Source organism: Vibrio sp. V09_P4A23P171 (assembly GCF_963875615.1).
GTDB classification, from domain to species: domain Bacteria; phylum Pseudomonadota; class Gammaproteobacteria; order Enterobacterales; family Vibrionaceae; genus Vibrio; species Vibrio anguillarum.
On the sequence record NZ_CAWNMR010000008.1, the window covers coordinates 23,030 to 42,649 of the forward strand.

The window sequence follows — 19,620 nt, forward strand, 5'->3', positions numbered from 1 at the left end:
TATTACGCCAACTATTTTAAGAATTAAGTGATGAATTTGAACGCTCACATTAACCTACTGCTAAGCCTGATTATCGTGGTCATTATTGATTCCGCGCGGGGGCTAGTGGGCGCAAAATAACCACCAGATTCAAAAGACCCCCGCACTGAAAAGTCCGGGGGTTTTTTTACAACTATTAAACTAAAAAGTTCATACTGGTTGGCGATTATCCAACCCGATATGACAGGAAGAATGGGAGCGCACATGAAGTGCAAACACAACATGGTTTACTGTGCCATACACAGTTTGGGAGGGTTACGATGACAGGAGCACAACTGGTTGTAGCCGCATTAAAGCAGCAGGGAATCAAAACCGTTTTTGGTTATCCCGGCGGCGCTATTATGCCAATCTATGATGCATTATACGATGGCGGTGTAGAACACATCCTCTGTCGCCACGAACAAGGTGCAGCCATGGCGGCGATTGGCATGGCGCGCTCGACACAAGATGTCGCGGTGTGCATGGCCACCTCAGGACCCGGAGCGACCAATTTGGTCACCGGTCTTGCCGATGCATTTCTTGACTCAATCCCCCTCGTCGCCATCACCGGCCAAGTCGCAAGCTCGCACATTGGTACCGATGCTTTTCAAGAGATGGACGTGATTGGTATGTCACTCTCTTGCACCAAACACAGCTACCTCGTTACCGATATCCACGATCTCGCACCCACCCTTGCCGAAGCCTTTGAGGTAGCGAAAGCGGGTCGCCCCGGCCCGGTGATTGTGGATATCGCTAAAGATGTACAACTGGCAAAAACCCCCGTGACTGAGCTACCTGCGTTCACTGCGCCAGCCATGCCAGTTGCCAGCCAAGAGCAGCTTCACGCAGCGCAACAACTGCTTTCACAAAGCTTTCGTCCTGTATTGTATGTTGGCGGTGGCGTTCAACTGGCCAAAGCGACCGATTCCGTACGCGAGTTTTTACGCCTCAATCCGATGCCATCAGTAAGCACTTTAAAAGGCTTGGGCACGATTGAGCGTCATGATCCGCATTACCTTGGCATGCTTGGTATGCACGGGACTAAGGCGGCAAACTTGGTCGTTCAAGAGTGTGATTTGCTGATTGTGGTTGGAGCGCGCTTTGATGACCGAGTAACGGGAAAACTGGATACTTTTGCACCACACGCCAAAGTGATTCATATCGATATCGATGCGGCCGAGTTTAATAAACTCCGTATCGCCAATGCGTCACTACGTGGTGACATCAATCTCATTCTTCCACAACTGGAACTGACGCGCGATATCGCACCGTGGGTTCACCACAGTGAAAGTTTGCGCAGTGGCTTTAAGTGGCGCTATGACCACCCGGGCGATCTCATTTTTGCACCATTGTTACTCAAACAACTGTCCGACATGATGCCCGATTCAGCCATCGTCTCAACCGACGTTGGCCAACATCAAATGTGGGCCGCGCAGCACATTCAGCCGCGTGCTCCACAGAACTTCATCACCTCAGCTGGCCTTGGAACTATGGGCTTTGGGTTGCCCGCCTCAATGGGTGCTGCCGTTGCTCGCCCAGATGATCAATCCATTCTCATTTCCGGGGATGGCTCGTTCATGATGAATGTTCAAGAACTTGGTACGCTCAAGCGCCGCCAAATCCCGGTCAAGATGGTACTACTGAACAACCATCGTTTGGGTATGGTGCGCCAATGGCAATCGCTGTTCTTTGATGGCCGCCATAGTGAAACGATTTTGGATGACAACCCAGATTTCGTGATGCTAGCTAAGGCGTTCGATATTCCTGGCAAAACCATCACCAAAAAAGAAGAAGTTGAACCAGCACTTAAAGAAATGCTGGCCAGCAAAACAGCTTATCTGCTTCACGTTTTGATTGATGAAGAAGAAAACGTATGGCCGCTTGTACCACCGGGCGCCTCAAATAGTGATATGTTGGAGAACACCTAATGGATAGATACCTATTAGACATCAAAGCCGATGATAAACCGGTGCTATTAGAGCGTGTTCTGCGCGTGATTCGCCATCGTGGATTTGTGATAAAACAAGTGGCCGCAACGCAAAACCACGCCAGCAAAGTCGCCAGTGTTGAAATCATTGTTGATAGTGATCGCCCCATCAGCACACTGATCAATCAAATTGAAAAATTATGGGATATTCGCAGTGTCGATGTCACCCCAATAAAAAATAACGAACTACCGAATAACAATTTACAACAAAAGATTTGTGCATAAGGAAGGCAATAAATGGCAACAAAAACTGCAGATTACATTTGGTTCAACGGTGAAATGGTTCCGTGGGCAAATGCAAACGTTCATGTACTGACACACGCGATGCACTACGGCACTTCGGTGTTTGAAGGTGTGCGTTGTTATAACACTCCTAAAGGTCCAATCGTCTTCCGTCATAAAGAGCACGCTCAACGCCTAAAAGATTCAGCAAAAATTTACCGTTTCCCTATCCCCTATACGATAGAAGAGATCATGGAAGCGACACGTGAAACATTGCGCGTCAATAAACTGGATTCAGCCTACATTCGCCCACTTGGCTTTGTTGGCAACGTTGGCCTTGGCGTTTGCCCACCAGTGAATACTGAAATGGAGTTAATCATTGCCGCCTTCCCTTGGGGTGCTTACTTAGGTGATGAAGCGCTAGAAAATGGTGTGGATGCGATGGTTTCTAGCTGGCATCGCGCTGCGCCAAACACCATACCAACCGCAGCCAAAGCGGGTGGTAACTATTTATCGTCTCTGCTTGTCGGTGGTGAAGCTCGTCGTCATGGCTATGCCGAAGGTATCGCCTTAAGCGTGGATGGTTATTTATCTGAAGGTGCAGGCGAAAACATTTTCGTCATCAAAAACGGTGTGCTGCTCACGCCACCAACCACCAGCTCCATCTTGCCGGGTATCACGCGTGATTCGATCATGACGCTGGCTAAAGAAATGGGTTACGAAGTGCGTGAAGTGAACATTGCGCGTGAAGCTCTCTATCTTGCTGACGAAATTTTTATGACTGGCACCGCCGCCGAAATCGTCCCTGTACGGAGCGTAGACCAAATTACGGTTGGAGAGGGCAAACGTGGGCCAATCACGAAAGTGATGCAAGAAGCTTACTTTGGCCTATTTAACGGCACCACTGAAGACAAGTGGGGCTGGTTGGATTACGTGTACCCACAACCGAAGTAATAGAGGACGATAGACAATGCCAAAGTATAGATCCGCAACGACGACACACGGACGTAATATGGCTGGAGCGCGCGCATTATGGCGCGCCACTGGCGTCAAAGATGAAGATTTCGGTAAGCCGATTATTGCGGTGGTTAACTCGTTCACTCAATTCGTACCGGGCCACGTGCACCTCAAAGATATGGGGCAATTGGTTGCGGGTGAAATCGAAAAAGCCGGCGGCATCGCCAAAGAATTTAATACCATCGCGGTAGATGATGGTATCGCCATGGGACATGGAGGCATGCTGTACTCACTGCCCTCACGCGAGTTGATCGCAGACTCTGTCGAGTACATGGTTAATGCGCACTGCGCTGATGCGATGGTCTGCATTTCCAACTGCGACAAAATCACCCCTGGGATGATGATGGCGGCACTGCGCATTAATATTCCCGTCATCTTTGTTTCTGGCGGGCCAATGGAAGCGGGTAAAACCAAGCTTTCTGATCAAATCATCAAACTCGATTTAGTCGATGCGATGATCCAAGGCGCTGACCCTAAAGTCTCCGATGCACAAAGTGAACAAATTGAACGCTCGGCCTGCCCAACCTGTGGTTCTTGTTCTGGCATGTTTACCGCCAACTCGATGAACTGTCTCACCGAAGCGTTGGGGCTTTCTCAACCAGGTAATGGTTCGATGTTGGCCACGCATGCCGATCGTGAGGCGCTCTTCATCAACGCAGGTAAACGCATTGTTGAATTAACCAAGCGTTATTACGAGCAAGATGATGCATCCGCCTTACCGCGTAATATTGCCAACAAAGCCGCGTTCGAAAATGCGATGGCGCTCGATATTGCTATGGGCGGCTCAACCAACACAGTATTGCACCTATTAGCAGGCGCTCAAGAAGGTGAAATCGATTTTGACATGGGTGATATCGACCGCATGTCACGCCGCGTACCTCATCTGTGTAAAGTCGCGCCATCGACTCAAAAATATCACATGGAAGATGTACACCGCGCGGGTGGCGTGATGGCGATTCTTGGTGAATTGGATCGCGCCGGTCTCATCAACAATCAAACTCGCACCGTGTTGGGTTTATCGATGAAAGAGCAGTTGGCTCAATACGACATCATGCAAACGGACGACGAAGACGTCTTAACCTTTTTCCGTGCCGGTCCTGCGGGCATTCGTACCACTAAAGCCTTCTCACAACAGTGTCGCTGGGATCGCCTCGATGACGATCGCAAAGAAGGCTGTATTCGTACCAAAGAGCATGCTTTTAGCCAAGATGGTGGCCTAGCCGTGCTATCAGGCAACATTGCCGTTGACGGCTGTATTGTCAAGACAGCAGGGGTTGATGAAGGTAGCCTGAAATTTGCAGGCCCAGCCGTGGTCTTTGAAAGCCAAGAAAGTGCCGTTGAAGGTATTTTAGGTGGTAAAGTGAAGGCTGGTGATGTTGTCGTCATCCGCTATGAAGGCCCGAAAGGCGGCCCGGGTATGCAAGAAATGCTTTACCCAACCACGTACCTCAAATCAATGGGGCTAGGCAAAGAGTGCGCGCTACTGACTGACGGTCGTTTCTCTGGGGGGACTTCCGGTTTATCAATTGGTCACGTTTCTCCAGAAGCTGCGAACGGCGGAACGATAGGTTTGGTGAATTCTGGGGATATTATCGCCATCGATATTCCAAACCGCTCCATTACGCTCAACGTTTCAGAAGCTGAACTGGCTGAGCGCCGCGTAAAACAAGACCAGCTCGGTTGGAAACCTGTCAATCGCCAGCGTGAAGTCTCTTTGGCATTGAAAGCCTACGCAAGTATGGCCACCAGCGCTGATAAAGGGGCTGTTCGAGACAAATCTAAGCTCGAGGGCTAGCGGATGAGCGACTCAGGTAACGCAACTCAAACTGGCGCAGATTATCTGCGCCAGATCCTGCGCGCCCCCGTGTATGACGTCGCAACGGTGACGCCACTGCAGGATATGCCCCGCTTATCGGCGCGCATCAAAAATCGCGTTCAGCTCAAGCGTGAAGATCGCCAGCCTGTGCACTCTTTTAAATTACGCGGCGCTTATAATATGGTGTCGAGTTTATCTGAGGTGCAAAAACAAGCAGGGGTGATTGCTGCGTCAGCAGGCAACCACGCGCAGGGAATGGCTCTATCGGGAACAAAATTAGGCATTAAAACCACCATTGTGATGCCTAAAACTACCCCTGATATCAAAGTCGAAGCGGTGCGCGGTTTTGGCGGTTTGGTGATTTTGCATGGCAACAACTTTGATGAAGCCAAAGCCGAAGCGGAACGCTTGGCTCACGAGCAAGGTTATACGTTTGTCCCACCGTTCGATCACCCACTGGTCATTGCAGGGCAAGGCACTATTGGCATGGAAATGCTGCAACAAAATGGCCACCTTGATTACATTTTTGTACCAGTCGGCGGTGGCGGTTTAGCCGCTGGGGTCGCGGTGCTCATCAAACAGCTGATGCCAGAAATCAAAGTCATTGCGGTTGAACCTGAAGATTCTGCTTGTTTAAAAGCAGCACTCGAGGCAGGTAAACCCGTGGTGCTTGACCAAGTCAGCATGTTTGCCGACGGTGTCGCGGTAAAACGTATTGGTGATGAAACCTTCCGTTTGTGTCAGCAATACATTGATGGCCACATCACGGTATCAAGCGATGAAATCTGCTCGGCGGTTAAAGATATCTTCGAAGACACGCGTGCGATTGCCGAACCTTCTGGAGCGCTTGCTCTGGCTGGTCTGAAGAAATTCGCGGAAAAACATAAGCTGGTGGATAAACAGTTAGGCACCGTACTTTCAGGGGCTAACACCAATTTCCACGGCTTGCGTTACGTGTCGGAGCGATGTGAGCTAGGCGAAAAACGTGAAGGGCTTTTGGCGGTGACCATACCTGAACGTCAAGGCGCGTTTTTTGAGTTTTGTAATATCATTGGCGGTCGCGCGGTCACCGAGTTCAACTATCGCTATAACGATGACAAGCTGGCCAACATTTTCGTCGGTGTACGCCTGTTAAGTGGGCAAGAAGAGCTCGACAACATCATTCACGATTTACGCCAAAGTGGCTACCCTGTGGTGGATCTATCGGATGATGAAATGGCCAAGCTGCATGTCCGTTATATGATTGGAGGCAAACCCTCTAAGCCGCTAAAAGAGCGATTATACAGCTTCGAATTTCCGGAATATCCGGGCGCTCTGCTGAAATTTCTCAGCACGCTTGGCACACACTGGAACATTAGCTTGTTTAATTACCGCAATCATGGCGCCGATTATGGCCGCGTATTGTGTGGTTTTGAACTCGAAGAGAGCGATTTAAACCGCTTCTCCGCTCACCTTAGAGAATTGGGTTACCAATGCAAAGATGAGACGGACAATCCTTCATACCAGTTCTTCTTATCCTAAAGCTCAATGCCAGTCCCACGACTGGCATTTTTTATGAGTGATGCATAATACGCATAGAACCAATGCTAAAGTTTCATTTTAGTCATAGTTAATTCAGTACTACACTTAGCGACATCTTATGCTTGCTGTGCCAATCTGGAGATCCGAATGTTTAAAGCGTTAATCCTTAATCAACAAGAAAAAAACACAGTTGCCACCATTGAACAAATCGACGAATCACAATTACCGCAAGGTGAAGTTTTAGTCGCGGTCGATTACTCATCATTGAATTACAAAGATGGTTTAGCCATTACAGGTAAAGGCAAAATCATTCGCAATTTCCCTATGGTACCGGGCATTGATCTTGCGGGAACCGTACTTGAATCCCAAGATACTCGCTACCAAACCGGTGACAAAGTTGTACTAACCGGTTGGGGAGTGGGTGAAAACCATTGGGGTGGTATGGCGCAAAAAGCACGCTTGAAAGCCGATTGGTTAGTACCACTCGCGCACGGTCTTGATAGCAAAAAAGCGATGATGATTGGCACTGCTGGCTTTACTGCCATGCTTTGCGTGCAAGCCATTTTAGATGCGGGTATTAAACCGGAAAAGGGTGATATATTGGTGACGGGTGCCAGTGGCGGCGTGGGTTCAGTTGCTGTAACACTATTAGCTAAGCTAGGTTATACAGTTGCTGCGGTAACTGGTCGTGTTGAACAAAATGGTCCACTGCTAGAAAAACTAGGAGCAAGCCGCATTATTGATCGCAGCGAATTTGAAGAGCCAGCTCGTCCGCTGGAAAAACAGATTTGGGCTGGCGCGGTCGATACAGTAGGCAGCAAAATGTTAGCCAAAGTGTTAGCCCAAATGGACTACAACAGCACAGTTGCCGCGTGTGGTTTAGCGGGTGGTTTTGATTTACCCACCACCGTCATGCCGTTCATTTTGCGCAATGTACGCCTGCAAGGTGTCGACTCCGTCTCTTGCCCGCTAGAAAAACGCATGGCAGCATGGGAAAGCTTAGCGAAACTGCTACCTGCAAGCTACTTTGAGCAAGCGTGTGAGGAAATCACCCTCGAACAAACAGCGCAGTACGCTGAAACGATCACCAATGGTCAAGTGACTGGTCGCGTGGTGATTAAGCTTTAAAACATTCATTCATCAAGCTTTGGTCTTACTCAAAGCTTGATGATTTTTATCCCTCTAACTGCATCTCTTCAATACGCTTAGCAATCAACCGGCTGCACTCTTGTTTGACGATCTGCCTTAACCATTCTTGGGCAGGAGAATGCTCACATCGCGAGTGCCAAATCATAGAGTAGTCAAACGGCGTAAACTGAAACGGTAACGGCTTCACCACCAATGCGTAACGCTCTGCCACTAAATAGGCCAGATCCGCAGGCACCGTAATAATCAATGGCATGGTATCAACAATCGCTAGCGCAGCTTCTAAATGATAGGCTCTGAGCACCATTTTCCGTTTAGGCTGCCCACTTAATGCTTGTTCAATTAAGGCATTAACACCATCACTGATCGCAATCATCGCATGAGGGTATGTCAGGTAATCCGCTAAAGAGATCTGCCGATTCGCCAACGGATGGTGTTGGGAGAGCAAACAAAGCACACCGACTCGCCCAAGCACCTCACTCATCAATGGTGCTACTGGCGACGTTGGGCGACAAATCGCTAAATCAGCTCCTTCATAAGTCAGTTGATCGGCCAACCTATCATGCTGCAAAGGTAAAAACTCAAACGACACGTTTGGTGCCTCTTGATATATCCTTGGTAAAGCAAACGGTAAGATGGTCTGCATTGCGTAATCTGTCGTGGCAATGGTGAAGGTTTGTGCACATTGCTGGGGGTCAAATTCAACAGGTGAAAGGATTTGACGTAGAGACTCCAATGGCTCGCCTAATGCACGATTAAGCTCCAACGCTTTTTCAGTCGGAATGAGATGCTGACCTTGGCGCGTAAAAAGAGGATCATTGAGCAGATCACGTAACCGACCTAATACACGGCTCATGGCTGACTGGCTAAGATTTAAACGCTGGGCCGCTTTACTGACACTGCTCTCTTCTATCAACACTCTCAGTGCAATCAATAAATTCAGATCACGACGATAGATATCTTCCAACTCCATGCAATAACCCCACTTTTGTCATTGGTAAATAGGCTCAGTGTACGCGTTAGGCAAAAAAAATCCCGCCTTTCAGCGGGGAAGCCCAAGAAAATGGGGATAGTGTCGGAATGTGTTACGTGTCGTATTAGTGCAATGCGTTGATCAATATGTGATGGATTAGTGATTCTGCTCTTCTGAGATGCCTTTCCAAAGATGCATCTCAAGCCAGATCCCAACCAGTGACGCACTGACACCAAAAAGTGGCATCCATGACGTTTCTGCAGGCGTTCGCATCACTAAGGCACAAAATGAGATAAAGCAGAGAACCGAATAAATGGTTAACCTATCAAGCGCTGTTAACATAAGTGCCTCACTAAATTGTTATCAACTTGTTAAGTAAGTTAAAACAAAAAGATCACTTTGCCAAGTGGTTATTGAATATTTTTTCCTCGCCAGTATTATCTACGCCTTGCGATAACATCGATTAGGTTTGAATATGACATTTGATCCGGCACTTGCCACACAAACACTCGAAGCCGAAGGATTGCGCTGTCCCGAGCCTGTAATGATGGTCAGAAAAACCATTCGAACCATGCAAGATGGCGAAATTTTACTAGTGAAAGCCGATGACCCGTCAACCACTCGAGACATTCCCAGTTTTTGCCGCTTTATGGATCATCAGTTAATTGCGGAGAAAGTGGACACATTGCCCTATCTCTATTTGATTAAGAAAGGATTGAGTTAAGCCTTGATCTAAGTGATGCGTACGCAAAAGAAAAGGCGACCTCAAAAAGGCCGCCTTTTGCTATTGATTCATTGATTCATTGATTCATTGATTCATTGCGCTGCACACTACTCATTAAACTCGATGGTGCGGATCTCTGATTGCAGTTTTGTGATCTGCTTTTGCAGGGTTCGAATTTCATCGTGCATCGGGATAATGTGCGCGACTCGGATCCAAGATTCCACCATTAAGCCACACAATATGATTGCGCCGGCCACCATGGGTAGCCACATTTCCGTCAACGCCATACCCAACAACGTCAGCACAAAACCGAACGTAAACAAGTAACTTTGGCTCTTGGCGGTCATTCCCATATAACGTGTCAGCATATGCATTCCCTCTTAGACTTGCATCATCTAGCACTACAGTAACATGACCAGTATGGCATAAATTTGTCACTCATCACGCAACCGTAGACGTTGGGCGACAAGTTGAGTAATAAATTGTGTCACGCTCACTCGCCCAATCATCTAATCGATTGGAATTACCAAATCGCCGCGCCGATCGCTAATATCAAAAAGAGTACCGCCGTGATTTTACGAATAAGTCCTAGCGGCATTTTATCGGCGGATAATTTACCAATCAGCACCACAGGTACGTTAGCCAGCAACATACCAATTGTCGTTCCGAGCACCACCCACAATAGAGCATCCGCATATTGTGCACCAAGAATAGACGTTGCTATTTGGGTTTTATCGCCAATTTCAGCGACAAAAAAAGCAATAAAACTGGCGACAAAAGGACCTCGATTGGTAATCTTTTCATCACCGTCGAGTTTGTCTGGAATTAATACCCAACCCGCCATGGCAAGGAAGCTGGCGACCAACACCCATTTAAGGATTTCTGGTGACAGGTAATCGGCAACGACCACGCCCAGCCAAGCAGCGAGTGCATGGTTAACCATCGTTGCGACAAAAATGGCGGCAATAATAGGCAAAGGTTTACGATAACGACTGGCTAGCAGCAGAGAAAGCAGTTGGGTTTTATCGCCAATTTCAGCTAAGGCGACGGTAGTAATTGAAATAGCTAATACGCTCACGACAGGCTCAATGGGGCGGGATAATTATAATAACCATAGACAAACGCCACTCCCCGCCCCGGTTTGTGATGTTTGTCTAAGGTCTTGCTAAGCTAAAATGACTTTAGCCTCGAACGCCACGGTGATTTGGCACCAATTATGTTGACGAACGAACCGTTAAGATAAGAAATCTCACTGGTAAGCTACTCCCCAAAGACGGCGCAATTCTAATCAGGCCGAGTGAAAATCTCAAGTTAGAAATAAGTCAAAATCGTTCATGTGCAGGAATTTGGCACAATCTATGCGATAAATTCGACCAAAACGGATTTTCGACCATTAATTAAGCAAGATTACCCCTACTCGCTGAGCGAATATCTGGGTATACTTGTTCGTTATTTTCATCCATTCAGACAGAAGAATCGCGCGAACCTGACTATGCAAAAATACGATATCAAAACCTTTCAGGGTATGATCCTCGCGCTGCAGGATTATTGGGCCCAACAAGGCTGTACCATTGTTCAACCATTAGACATGGAAGTTGGTGCAGGAACCTCTCACCCAATGACATGCCTGCGAGCTTTAGGCCCAGAGCCCATTGCAACGGCGTATGTTCAACCCTCTCGTCGCCCAACGGACGGTCGTTATGGTGAAAACCCAAACCGCCTGCAACACTATTACCAATTCCAAGTCATCATCAAACCTTCACCAGACAACATTCAAGAGTTGTATCTGGGGTCTTTAGAGGTGCTCGGTGTTGACCCACTAGTACACGATATTCGTTTCGTGGAAGATAACTGGGAAAACCCAACCTTAGGTGCTTGGGGTCTTGGCTGGGAAGTGTGGCTAAACGGCATGGAAGTAACTCAATTTACTTACTTCCAACAAGTCGGTGGCCTTGAGTGCAAGCCTGTCACCGGCGAAATCACTTACGGTATTGAACGTCTCGCCATGTATATTCAAGGCGTGGATTCAGTGTATGACTTAGTCTGGACAGATGGCCCATTAGGTAAAGTCACCTATGGTGACATTTACCATCAAAATGAAGTCGAACAATCCACTTACAACTTCGAACACGCGGATGTCGATTTTCTTTTCACTTTCTTCGACCAGTGCGAAAAAGAGTGTAAGCATCTACTTGAACTAGAAAAACCGCTGCCACTTCCTGCCTATGAGCGTATTTTGAAAGCGGGCCATGCCTTTAACCTATTGGACGCGCGTAAAGCGATTTCGGTGACAGAACGTCAACGTTACATCCTACGCATCCGTAACCTGACCAAAGCGGTTGCAGAAGCGTACTACGCATCTCGTGAAGCACTCGGCTTCCCTATGTGTAAAAAGGGTGAGGACAAATAAGATGGCAAAAGAATTTCTAATTGAATTAGGTACAGAAGAGCTACCACCAAAACAACTTCGCACTTTGGCTGAAGCGTTTGCGGCTAACTTTGCCGCAGAATTGAAAACCGCTGAACTGGCACACGAAGGCATCAAATGGTTTGCAACCCCTCGCCGTTTAGCACTGAAAGTGACCAACTTGGCCCAAGGTCAAGCGGATAAAGTGGTCGAAAAACGTGGCCCCGCTATTTCTGTTGCTTTTGATGCCGATGGCAATCCAACCAAAGCAGCACAAGGCTGGGCGCGTGGTAACGGCATTACTGTTGAGCAAGCGGATCGCCTAACAACAGAACAAGGTGAATGGCTACTGTTCAAACAGGAAGTCAAAGGCCAAGATGCCAAAGCTATTGTGGTTGAACTTGCCGCCAAAGCGTTAGCAAACTTACCTATCGCCAAACCCATGCGCTGGGGTGATAAAGAAACACAATTTATCCGCCCAGTAAAAACTCTGACTATTTTGATGGGCGATGAACTGATCGAAGGTGAGATCTTAGGCGTAGCTTCTGCGCGCACCATTCGTGGTCACCGCTTTATGGGCGAAAAAGAGTTCACCATCGATTCAGCAGAACAATACCCAGCGATTTTAGAACAGCGCGGTAAAGTGATCGCCGATTACGATGCGCGTAAAGCGATAATTATTGCGGATGCACAAAAAGCAGCGCTACAGGTTGGCGGTGTTGCCGATCTTGACGATGACTTGGTTGAAGAAGTGACCTCACTGGTTGAATGGCCAGTGGTGCTGACGGCAAAATTTGAAGAAAAATTCCTTAAAGTACCGTCAGAAGCTTTGGTTTACACCATGAAAGGTGACCAAAAATACTTCCCGGTTTATTCTCATCAGATGAGCGATGCGAATAAGCAATTGCTGCCTAACTTTATTTTCGTCTCTAACATCGAGTCGAAAGAGCCTCGCCATGTTATTGAAGGCAACGAGAAAGTCGTTCGTCCACGCTTAGCGGACGCAGAATTCTTCTTTAATACCGATCTCAAAAGCAAATTAGTCGATCGTCTACCACGACTAGAAACCGCGATTTTCCAGCAGCAGTTGGGTACGATTAAAGATAAAACTGACCGTATTACTGAACTGGCTGGTTACATTGCAGAACAGATTGGCGCGGATGTAGAAAAATCAAAACGTGCGGGCTTACTGGCTAAATGCGATTTGATGACCTCAATGGTGTTTGAATTTACCGACACGCAAGGCGTGATGGGTATGCATTATGCTCGCCATGACGGAGAAGCAGAAGAAGTCGCCGTTGCACTAAACGAACAGTACATGCCACGCTTTGCTGGCGATGCTCTGCCAACCAATGGCGTTTCCGCCGCTGTGGCAATCGCAGACAAGCTAGACACCATAGTCGGCATCTTCGGTATTGGCCAAGCGCCAAAAGGCTCGGATCCCTTTGCTCTGCGTCGCGCATCACTGGGTGTACTGCGCATCATCGTTGAATACGGCTATAACTTGGACTTAGTTGACCTCGTAGCAAAAGCGAAATCTCTGTTTGGTGATCGCCTTACCAACGACAACGTTGAGCACGATGTAATTGAGTTTATGCTTGGCCGTTTCCGTGCTTGGTATCAAGATGAAGGTTTTAGCGTCGACATCATCCAAGCGGTACTTGCTCGTCGTCCAACCAAACCCGCTGATTTTGACAAACGTGTTAAAGCGGTTTCCCACTTCCGTGAACTGGAAGCGGCTGAAGCCCTAGCGGCGGCAAACAAGCGTGTCGGTAACATTTTAGCGAAATTTGACTGTGAACTGGCTGCAGAAATCAACCTAACACTTCTTCAAGAAGCGGCCGAAAAAGCCTTAGCGGAAGAAGTGGAAGTGATGACCGAAGCACTAGAACCTGCTTTCGCTACCGGTGATTACCAACAAGCACTGAGCAAGCTGGCAGCACTACGTGAACCTGTTGATGCTTTCTTTGATAATGTCATGGTGATGGCAGACGATGAAGCATTAAAACAAAACCGTTTAACGCTGCTCAACAACTTGCGTAATCTGTTCCTACAAATTGCTGATATTTCACTGCTGCAAAAGTAGTCGCTGATATTTCGGCACACAAATTAATCTATCAAAGCCCAGCGGCCATCCGCTGGGCTTTTTGTTTTATCTGACCGCAGTGTGTTATTTGGCGAAAAATAGTGCTTTGACTCGCAAAAACATTGGGGTATGTTCAAGGATTACTCGATGGGCATGGCATCGTTTCATGCCCCTTTATGCAAGCAAATACAAGAATGAATTAGGCAGTCAGCAATGCAGTTTTCGAAATTTGGTGAAAAATTTAATCAGTATTCCGGTATTACCCAGTTAATGGACGATCTCAATGATGGCCTACGTACCCCCGGAGCCATTATGCTCGGCGGTGGTAACCCAGCCGCCATTCCCGCCATGATTGACTACTTTCATCAAACCAGTGCTGACATGCTTAGCAGTGGTGAACTGATCGCTGCCCTCGCCAACTATGATGGCCCACAAGGTAAAGATCTGTTCGTTAAATCTCTCGCAAAACTGCTTAAAGAAACCTATGGCTGGGAAATCAGTGAAAAGAACATTAGCTTAACCAATGGCAGCCAGAGTGGATTTTTCTATCTATTTAATCTGTTTGCTGGCCAGCAAGCTGACGGTTCACATAAGAAAATTTTACTGCCATTAGCGCCTGAATATATTGGTTATGGTGATGCCGGGATAGATGAAGATATTTTTGTCTCCTATCGCCCAGAAATAGAACTACTCGACAATGGCTTATTCAAATACCACGTGGATTTCGAAACCTTGAGCGTGGATTCGTCGGTAGCCGCCATTTGTGCTTCCCGTCCAACCAATCCGACGGGAAATGTGCTCACAGAACAAGAGATCCACAAGCTCGATAAGCTGGCTAGAGAGAACAATATCCCACTGATTATCGACAATGCATACGGCGTTCCATTTCCCAACATCATTTTTGAAGAGATTGAACCCTTTTGGAATGACAACACCATTTTATGCATGAGCCTTTCGAAACTGGGTTTACCCGGTGTGCGCTGCGGTATCGTCATTGCCAACGAAACCATTACCCAAGCATTAACCAACATGAATGGCATCATTAGCTTAGCGCCAGGCAGCATCGGCCCAGCCATTGCTCATCACATGATTGAAAAAGGCGATCTATTAAGGCTCAGTCGCGATGTGATCAAGCCCTTCTACCAGCAGAAATCACAAAGAGCAGTCGAGTTACTCAAGCAAGCCATTAGCGACCCGCGCTTTCGTATCCATAAACCAGAAGGGGCGATCTTTTTATGGCTCTGGTTTGATGAGCTCCCTATAACCACGATGGAACTTTACCAACGTCTAAAAGCCAGAGGAGTATTGATTGTACCGGGTGAATATTTCTTTATTGGTCAACAAGACGATTGGCAACACGCGCATCAGTGTCTGCGCATGAACTACGTGCAAGATGATGAAGCCATGCAAAAGGGCATTCAAATTATTGCTCAAGAAGTGGCATTAGCGTATCAACAGTAATTCATCCTTTCTGCCATGAAAAAGAGCGCCAAAAGGCGCTCTTTCACTACTTTAATGTGGCCAGTAACTTAATTGTTCTCAATTAAGTTTTTACCATTAATCGCAATTTTACGTGGTTGCATCGCTTCAGGTGTTTCACGTTCAAGATCCACGTGTAGCAAGCCATTTTCCATTGTGGCTCCGAGCACTTTGACATAGTCGGCCAATTGGAATTTACGTTCAAAATCGCGCTCAGCAATACCTTGGTAGACGTAGTTTTTATTCTCTTCGGGTTTACGTTCACCACGCACAATCAGCGTATTTTCTTGTTGAGTAATCTCAATCTGCTCTTCAGAAAAACCAGCTACCGCCATCGTGATGCGATATTTATTGTCGTCTTGCTGTTCAATATTGTACGGAGGGTAACCCGCAGAGCTATTCTTCGCTGAACTGGATTCCATCATGTTTAATATACGGTCAAAACCAATTGCGTTGCGGTATAAAGGAGTGAAATCTACTGTTCTCATCATACTATCCTCATCATAAGCAATAGCCTTAGCGCATAGACGCTAAGCCGTTAGCAGCCATTCTTTCAACATGGAGCTAACAACACATTTAATGATCACAACACAAGGCTCCTCTTAAGAGAGCAAACCTGTGTCGCCATTCCAGAGGTCCTTACGGCATCCTCTTCATTGATAGATATAGGGGCACTAAAATTCTTTTCAAGGATTTTTTGAAAAATTTTTTAGTCCTCGCTAAAGCGAGCAGAAACTAGAAAGAGGACATCGAATCAAACTGATACTCCGTAGAGTTACAAAGCCTTCATTAGCAGGATATAGAGTCAATACAGAGACATAAAAAAGCCTAACGATATCATTAGGCTTTATTTTGCACTTTAACCGATGAAAACTTATTTTATTTTCCGCGTTTTTTCCTTTCTTTAATTACACTGCTTTCTTCCATTTTTTCTTGCTTTAATTTCCGCTTTTCTTTTAGGCTAAGTTGCGCTTTTTTCATATCTTTCTTACTCATAGTAATCTCCTTATTTTAACGAAGAAATTTAATTTACACACGTTAGTGACTTTTCAGGAAGAATATTAACCACTTTATATTCTCGCTCTTTTCCTAAAATATATAATTTAAAACACTCTTGTTCACGTAATCCAAAAATAGAAGCGCCTAAATAAGAGTAAAGTGATACGAGACCATCATTAGGGTTGTTCCGCTCACCAAGCACTATAATAATTTGATAAGGTTGACACTTTTCTGTATCAACAAAGCTGACCCTATCTCCAACGTTGACTCGGCGCTCTGCCGTAGATCTGGCCAATGATTCTGCTTCTATTCTCTCGAAAAGAGTCAGTAAAATCAGTGGAGACTGATAGGTAACAAATAAGCTTGTTATTATTTTACTTTTAAAAAAAACAAGCCAACGTTTAAATAAGTTGATATTTATTACTCCTTACAATAATTCCAAAAATAGATTAGATAATATCCGAAAGTTAGACCTTCGGATTTATTACTGTAAGATAAATAACAAACCCACATCTCCTAAAAAGTAATTAATGAATACTATATCGGCCAAAAAATATAATTCAAGCTCATAAAAACCTCTAAAAACATGGAATAAAATAAAATAGTAGATACTTTTTTTTATTGAGAGAAAATCCCAATAAAAAAACGTTTATGACCTTTTATCCTTGAAGACAACCTAAGATAAGTAGAAAGTGTTGATGCTAAAAATGGTTGCTCCCACGTTGGGTGACTTTGTGTTGACCATAAAAAAACACCGCTCTTGCGAAACGGTGTTTTTGGGATTTGCTTTATAGCAACGACTTAGACATCGAGGTTGGCAACTTTTAAGGCGTTCTCTTCGATGAATGCGCGACGCGGCTCAACTTGATCACCCATCAAGGTGGTAAACAGTTCATCAGCACCAACAGCATCTTCAATCGTGACTTGCAGCATACGGCGAGATTCAGGATCCATCGTCGTTTCCCACAGCTGATCTGGGTTCATTTCACCTAGACCTTTGTAGCGTTGTAGGCTTAGGCCACGACGAGACTCTTTAATTAACCAGTTCAACGCATCAACAAAGTTATCGACAGGTTGAATACGCTCGCCACGTTGAATGTAAGCCCCTTCTTCAACTAAGCCATAAAGTGCTTCAGAAAGGTCCGCCAGCTTGCTGTACTCTTTCGAATTGAGCAAATCAGCACTTAATAGATGTTGGTGCGTTACACCATGAGTGCGCACTACAATCTTAGGCTGATAAATACCAAGCTCTGCATTGTGCTCAGTTTCAATGCTGTATTGGCTTGCGCCAACTTCTTTCGCATTTAACTGCTCTACCAGCTGTTTGCCCCACGCTTCTACTACTGCAGAATCAGCGCATTGATCAACAATGATACGCGGCATATAGATGAATTCATGGATCAAGGCGTAAGGGTAGCGGCGGCTCATGCGCTCCACCAGCTTAATGGCGACATTGTATTGCTTAACCAAGGTTTCTAACGCTTCGCCTGCTAATGCTGGCGCTTGAGGGTTAACATGCAGTGAGGCACCATCCAATGCCAAAGCAACTTGGTATTGGTTCATCGCATCTTCATCTTTGATGTACTGCTCTTGCTTGCCTTTTTTCACTTTATACAAAGGCGGTTGAGCAATGTAGATGTAGCCACGCTCAATCAGCTCAGGCATTTGACGATAGAAGAAGGTCAACAGTAGCGTACGGATGTGCGAACCGTCGACGTCCGCATCGGTCATGATGATGATGTTGTGATAACGCAGTTTGTCTGGGTTATATTCATCACGGCCAATGCCACAGCCTAATGCGGTGATAAGCGTTGCGACTTCTTGCGAAGAAAGCATTTTGTCAAAACGTGCTTTTTCAACGTTAAGAATTTTACCTTTCAGCGGCAAAATCGCTTGGTTTTTACGGTTACGTCCCTGCTTGGCAGAACCGCCAGCAGAGTCCCCTTCCACTATGTACAGTTCAGATAGTGCAGGATCTTTTTCTTGGCAATCGGCGAGTTTACCCGGCAAACCGGCAAGATCTAACGCACCTTTACGACGTGTCATTTCACGCGCTTTACGCGCCGCTTCACGAGCACGAGCCGCATCAATGATTTTTGAACAGACCATTTTGGCTTCACTTGGGTTTTCAGCCAAAAACTCCGCCAATTTCTCACCCATTGCTGACTCAACCGCAGATTTCACCTCGGATGAAACCAATTTATCTTTAGTTTGGCTAGAGAACTTAGGATCCGGCACTTTCACTGAAACCACCGCGGTTAAGCCTTCACGAGCATCATCACCCGAGGTCGCCGCTTGCGCTTTTTTCGAGAAGCCTTCTTTATCCATGAAGGTGTTTAGGGTACGAGTTAACGCCCCACGGAAACCCGCTAAGTGGGCACCACCATCACGTTGAGGAATATTGTTGGTAAAGCAGTAAATGTTTTCTTGGAAACCATCGTTCCACTGCATCGCCACTTCCACGGTAATCCCATCGTCACGCTCAGAGCTGAAATGGAATACTTTTTCATGGATCGGCGTTTTATTGCGGTTTAAATGGCCAACAAACGCTTTAATACCACCTTCATATCTGAAGTGGTCTTTTTTGTCTTCTTCGCGTTCATCAAACAGTTTGATGGATACACCAGAGTTTAGGAAAGAGAGCTCACGCAGACGCTTAGCTAAAATATCGTAATGGAATTCAATGTTGGTAAAGGTTTCAGCACTTGGCCAAAAACGCAGGGTTGTCCCAGTTTTATCGGTTTCACCCACCACAGCCAACGGCGCTTGTGGCACACCGTGACAATAAGTTTGTGTGTGAATAGCGCCGTTACGGTAGATAGTCAGTAGCACTTTTTCAGACAGCGCGTTGACAACGGACACACCGACGCCGTGCAGACCACCCGAAACCTTGTATGAGTTGTCATCAAATTTACCGCCCGCATGCAGAACCGTCATAATAACTTCCGCGGCAGAAACTTGTTCTTCTTCGTGAAGGTCGGTAGGAATACCACGGCCATCATCGCTAACTGAAACTGAATTGTCTTCGTGAATAGTCACTACGATGTCTTTACAGTGACCTGCCAACGCTTCATCAATTGAGTTATCCACCACCTCAAAAACCATGTGGTGCAGACCGGTGCCATCATCCGTGTCGCCGATGTACATTCCTGGACGTTTACGAACCGCGTCCAGACCCTTCAGTACCTTAATACTCGATGAATCGTAATTATTCGACATGAGTTA

The 19,620-nt window shown here is 46.5% G+C and carries 17 protein-coding genes; 10 read left to right on the plus strand and 7 right to left on the minus strand.

The window, feature by feature from the left end:
- Positions 1 to 299 precede the first annotated feature (299 nt).
- The 6 genes from ilvG (at position 300) to acuI (ending at position 7,709) form a co-directional block, all read left to right on the plus strand.
- A complete protein-coding gene (gene ilvG / locus AACT23_RS03430) occupies positions 300 to 1,946 on the plus strand; it encodes an acetolactate synthase 2 catalytic subunit (RefSeq protein WP_094127381.1) in 1,647 nt (548 codons plus the stop codon).
- Positions 1,946 to 2,230 (plus strand): acetolactate synthase 2 small subunit, encoded by a 285-nt coding sequence (gene ilvM, locus AACT23_RS03435; RefSeq protein WP_010319930.1) that lies wholly within the window; start codon positions 1,946 to 1,948, stop codon positions 2,228 to 2,230. Before ilvG ends, ilvM begins: the two co-directional genes overlap by 1 nt.
- Before the next feature lie 12 nt (positions 2,231 to 2,242).
- Complete coding sequence (gene ilvE, locus AACT23_RS03440; RefSeq protein WP_010319931.1) at positions 2,243 to 3,181, plus strand: branched-chain-amino-acid transaminase; 939 nt, start codon at positions 2,243 to 2,245, stop codon at positions 3,179 to 3,181.
- A 16-nt stretch (positions 3,182 to 3,197) separates the two neighbouring features.
- A complete protein-coding gene (gene ilvD / locus AACT23_RS03445; RefSeq protein WP_088731330.1) occupies positions 3,198 to 5,039 on the plus strand; it encodes a dihydroxy-acid dehydratase in 1,842 nt (613 codons plus the stop codon).
- 3 nt (positions 5,040 to 5,042) lie between these two features.
- On the plus strand, positions 5,043 to 6,581 hold the full coding sequence (gene ilvA / locus AACT23_RS03450) for a threonine ammonia-lyase, biosynthetic (protein WP_094127383.1): 1,539 nt from the start codon (positions 5,043 to 5,045) through the stop codon (positions 6,579 to 6,581).
- 147 nt (positions 6,582 to 6,728) lie between these two features.
- Complete coding sequence (acuI, locus tag AACT23_RS03455; protein ID WP_094127385.1) at positions 6,729 to 7,709, plus strand: acrylyl-CoA reductase (NADPH); 981 nt, start codon at positions 6,729 to 6,731, stop codon at positions 7,707 to 7,709.
- A 46-nt stretch (positions 7,710 to 7,755) separates the two neighbouring features.
- Here acuI and AACT23_RS03460 read toward each other — a convergent pair whose 3' ends face one another.
- Positions 7,756 to 8,700, minus strand: coding sequence for a LysR family transcriptional regulator (locus AACT23_RS03460; protein WP_094127387.1), 945 nt, complete (start codon positions 8,698 to 8,700; stop codon positions 7,756 to 7,758).
- A gap of 156 nt (positions 8,701 to 8,856) precedes the next feature.
- Positions 8,857 to 9,042 (minus strand): hypothetical protein, encoded by a 186-nt coding sequence (locus AACT23_RS03465; RefSeq protein WP_010319936.1) that lies wholly within the window; start codon positions 9,040 to 9,042, stop codon positions 8,857 to 8,859.
- A gap of 133 nt (positions 9,043 to 9,175) precedes the next feature.
- Between AACT23_RS03465 and tusA the strand changes: the two genes are divergently transcribed.
- Positions 9,176 to 9,424, plus strand: a complete 249-nt coding sequence (gene tusA / locus AACT23_RS03470; protein WP_010319937.1) for a sulfurtransferase TusA — start codon at positions 9,176 to 9,178, stop codon at positions 9,422 to 9,424.
- A gap of 107 nt (positions 9,425 to 9,531) precedes the next feature.
- Here the strand turns inward: tusA and AACT23_RS03475 are convergent, their stop codons facing one another.
- Positions 9,532 to 9,792 carry a hypothetical protein gene (locus AACT23_RS03475; RefSeq protein ID WP_010319938.1) on the minus strand — a complete coding sequence of 87 codons (261 nt, stop codon included), beginning with the start codon at positions 9,790 to 9,792 and terminating at the stop codon, positions 9,532 to 9,534.
- Between the two features lie 155 nt (positions 9,793 to 9,947).
- Entirely contained in the window at positions 9,948 to 10,502 is a 555-nt protein-coding gene (locus tag AACT23_RS03480; protein WP_017046363.1) for a TMEM165/GDT1 family protein, read from the minus strand.
- 414 nt (positions 10,503 to 10,916) lie between these two features.
- On the opposite strand from AACT23_RS03480, the gene glyQ reads away from it, so the two are divergent.
- The 3 genes from glyQ to AACT23_RS03495 all read left to right on the plus strand — a co-directional run bounded on the left by glyQ (position 10,917) and on the right by AACT23_RS03495 (position 15,378).
- Positions 10,917 to 11,834 carry a glycine--tRNA ligase subunit alpha gene (gene glyQ / locus AACT23_RS03485; RefSeq protein ID WP_013855568.1) on the plus strand — a complete coding sequence of 306 codons (918 nt, stop codon included), beginning with the start codon at positions 10,917 to 10,919 and terminating at the stop codon, positions 11,832 to 11,834.
- 1 nt (position 11,835) lies between these two features.
- Positions 11,836 to 13,917, plus strand: a complete 2,082-nt coding sequence (glyS, locus tag AACT23_RS03490; RefSeq protein WP_094127389.1) for a glycine--tRNA ligase subunit beta — start codon at positions 11,836 to 11,838, stop codon at positions 13,915 to 13,917.
- A 213-nt stretch (positions 13,918 to 14,130) separates the two neighbouring features.
- A complete protein-coding gene (locus AACT23_RS03495) occupies positions 14,131 to 15,378 on the plus strand; it encodes a valine--pyruvate transaminase (RefSeq protein ID WP_010319942.1) in 1,248 nt (415 codons plus the stop codon).
- 68 nt (positions 15,379 to 15,446) lie between these two features.
- On the opposite strand, the gene AACT23_RS03500 is transcribed toward AACT23_RS03495, so the two are convergent.
- The 3 genes from AACT23_RS03500 to gyrB form a co-directional block, all read right to left on the minus strand.
- Positions 15,447 to 15,884 (minus strand): Hsp20 family protein, encoded by a 438-nt coding sequence (locus AACT23_RS03500; protein ID WP_094127399.1) that lies wholly within the window; start codon positions 15,882 to 15,884, stop codon positions 15,447 to 15,449.
- Positions 15,885 to 16,420: 536 nt separating this feature from the next.
- Positions 16,421 to 16,690: a GreA/GreB family elongation factor gene (locus AACT23_RS03505; protein WP_094127391.1), complete on the minus strand. Its 270-nt coding sequence runs from the start codon at positions 16,688 to 16,690 to the stop codon at positions 16,421 to 16,423.
- A 506-nt stretch (positions 16,691 to 17,196) separates the two neighbouring features.
- Positions 17,197 to 19,614 (minus strand): DNA topoisomerase (ATP-hydrolyzing) subunit B, encoded by a 2,418-nt coding sequence (gyrB, locus tag AACT23_RS03510; RefSeq protein WP_013855574.1) that lies wholly within the window; start codon positions 19,612 to 19,614, stop codon positions 17,197 to 17,199.
- Between the last annotated feature and the right edge of the window lie 6 nt (positions 19,615 to 19,620).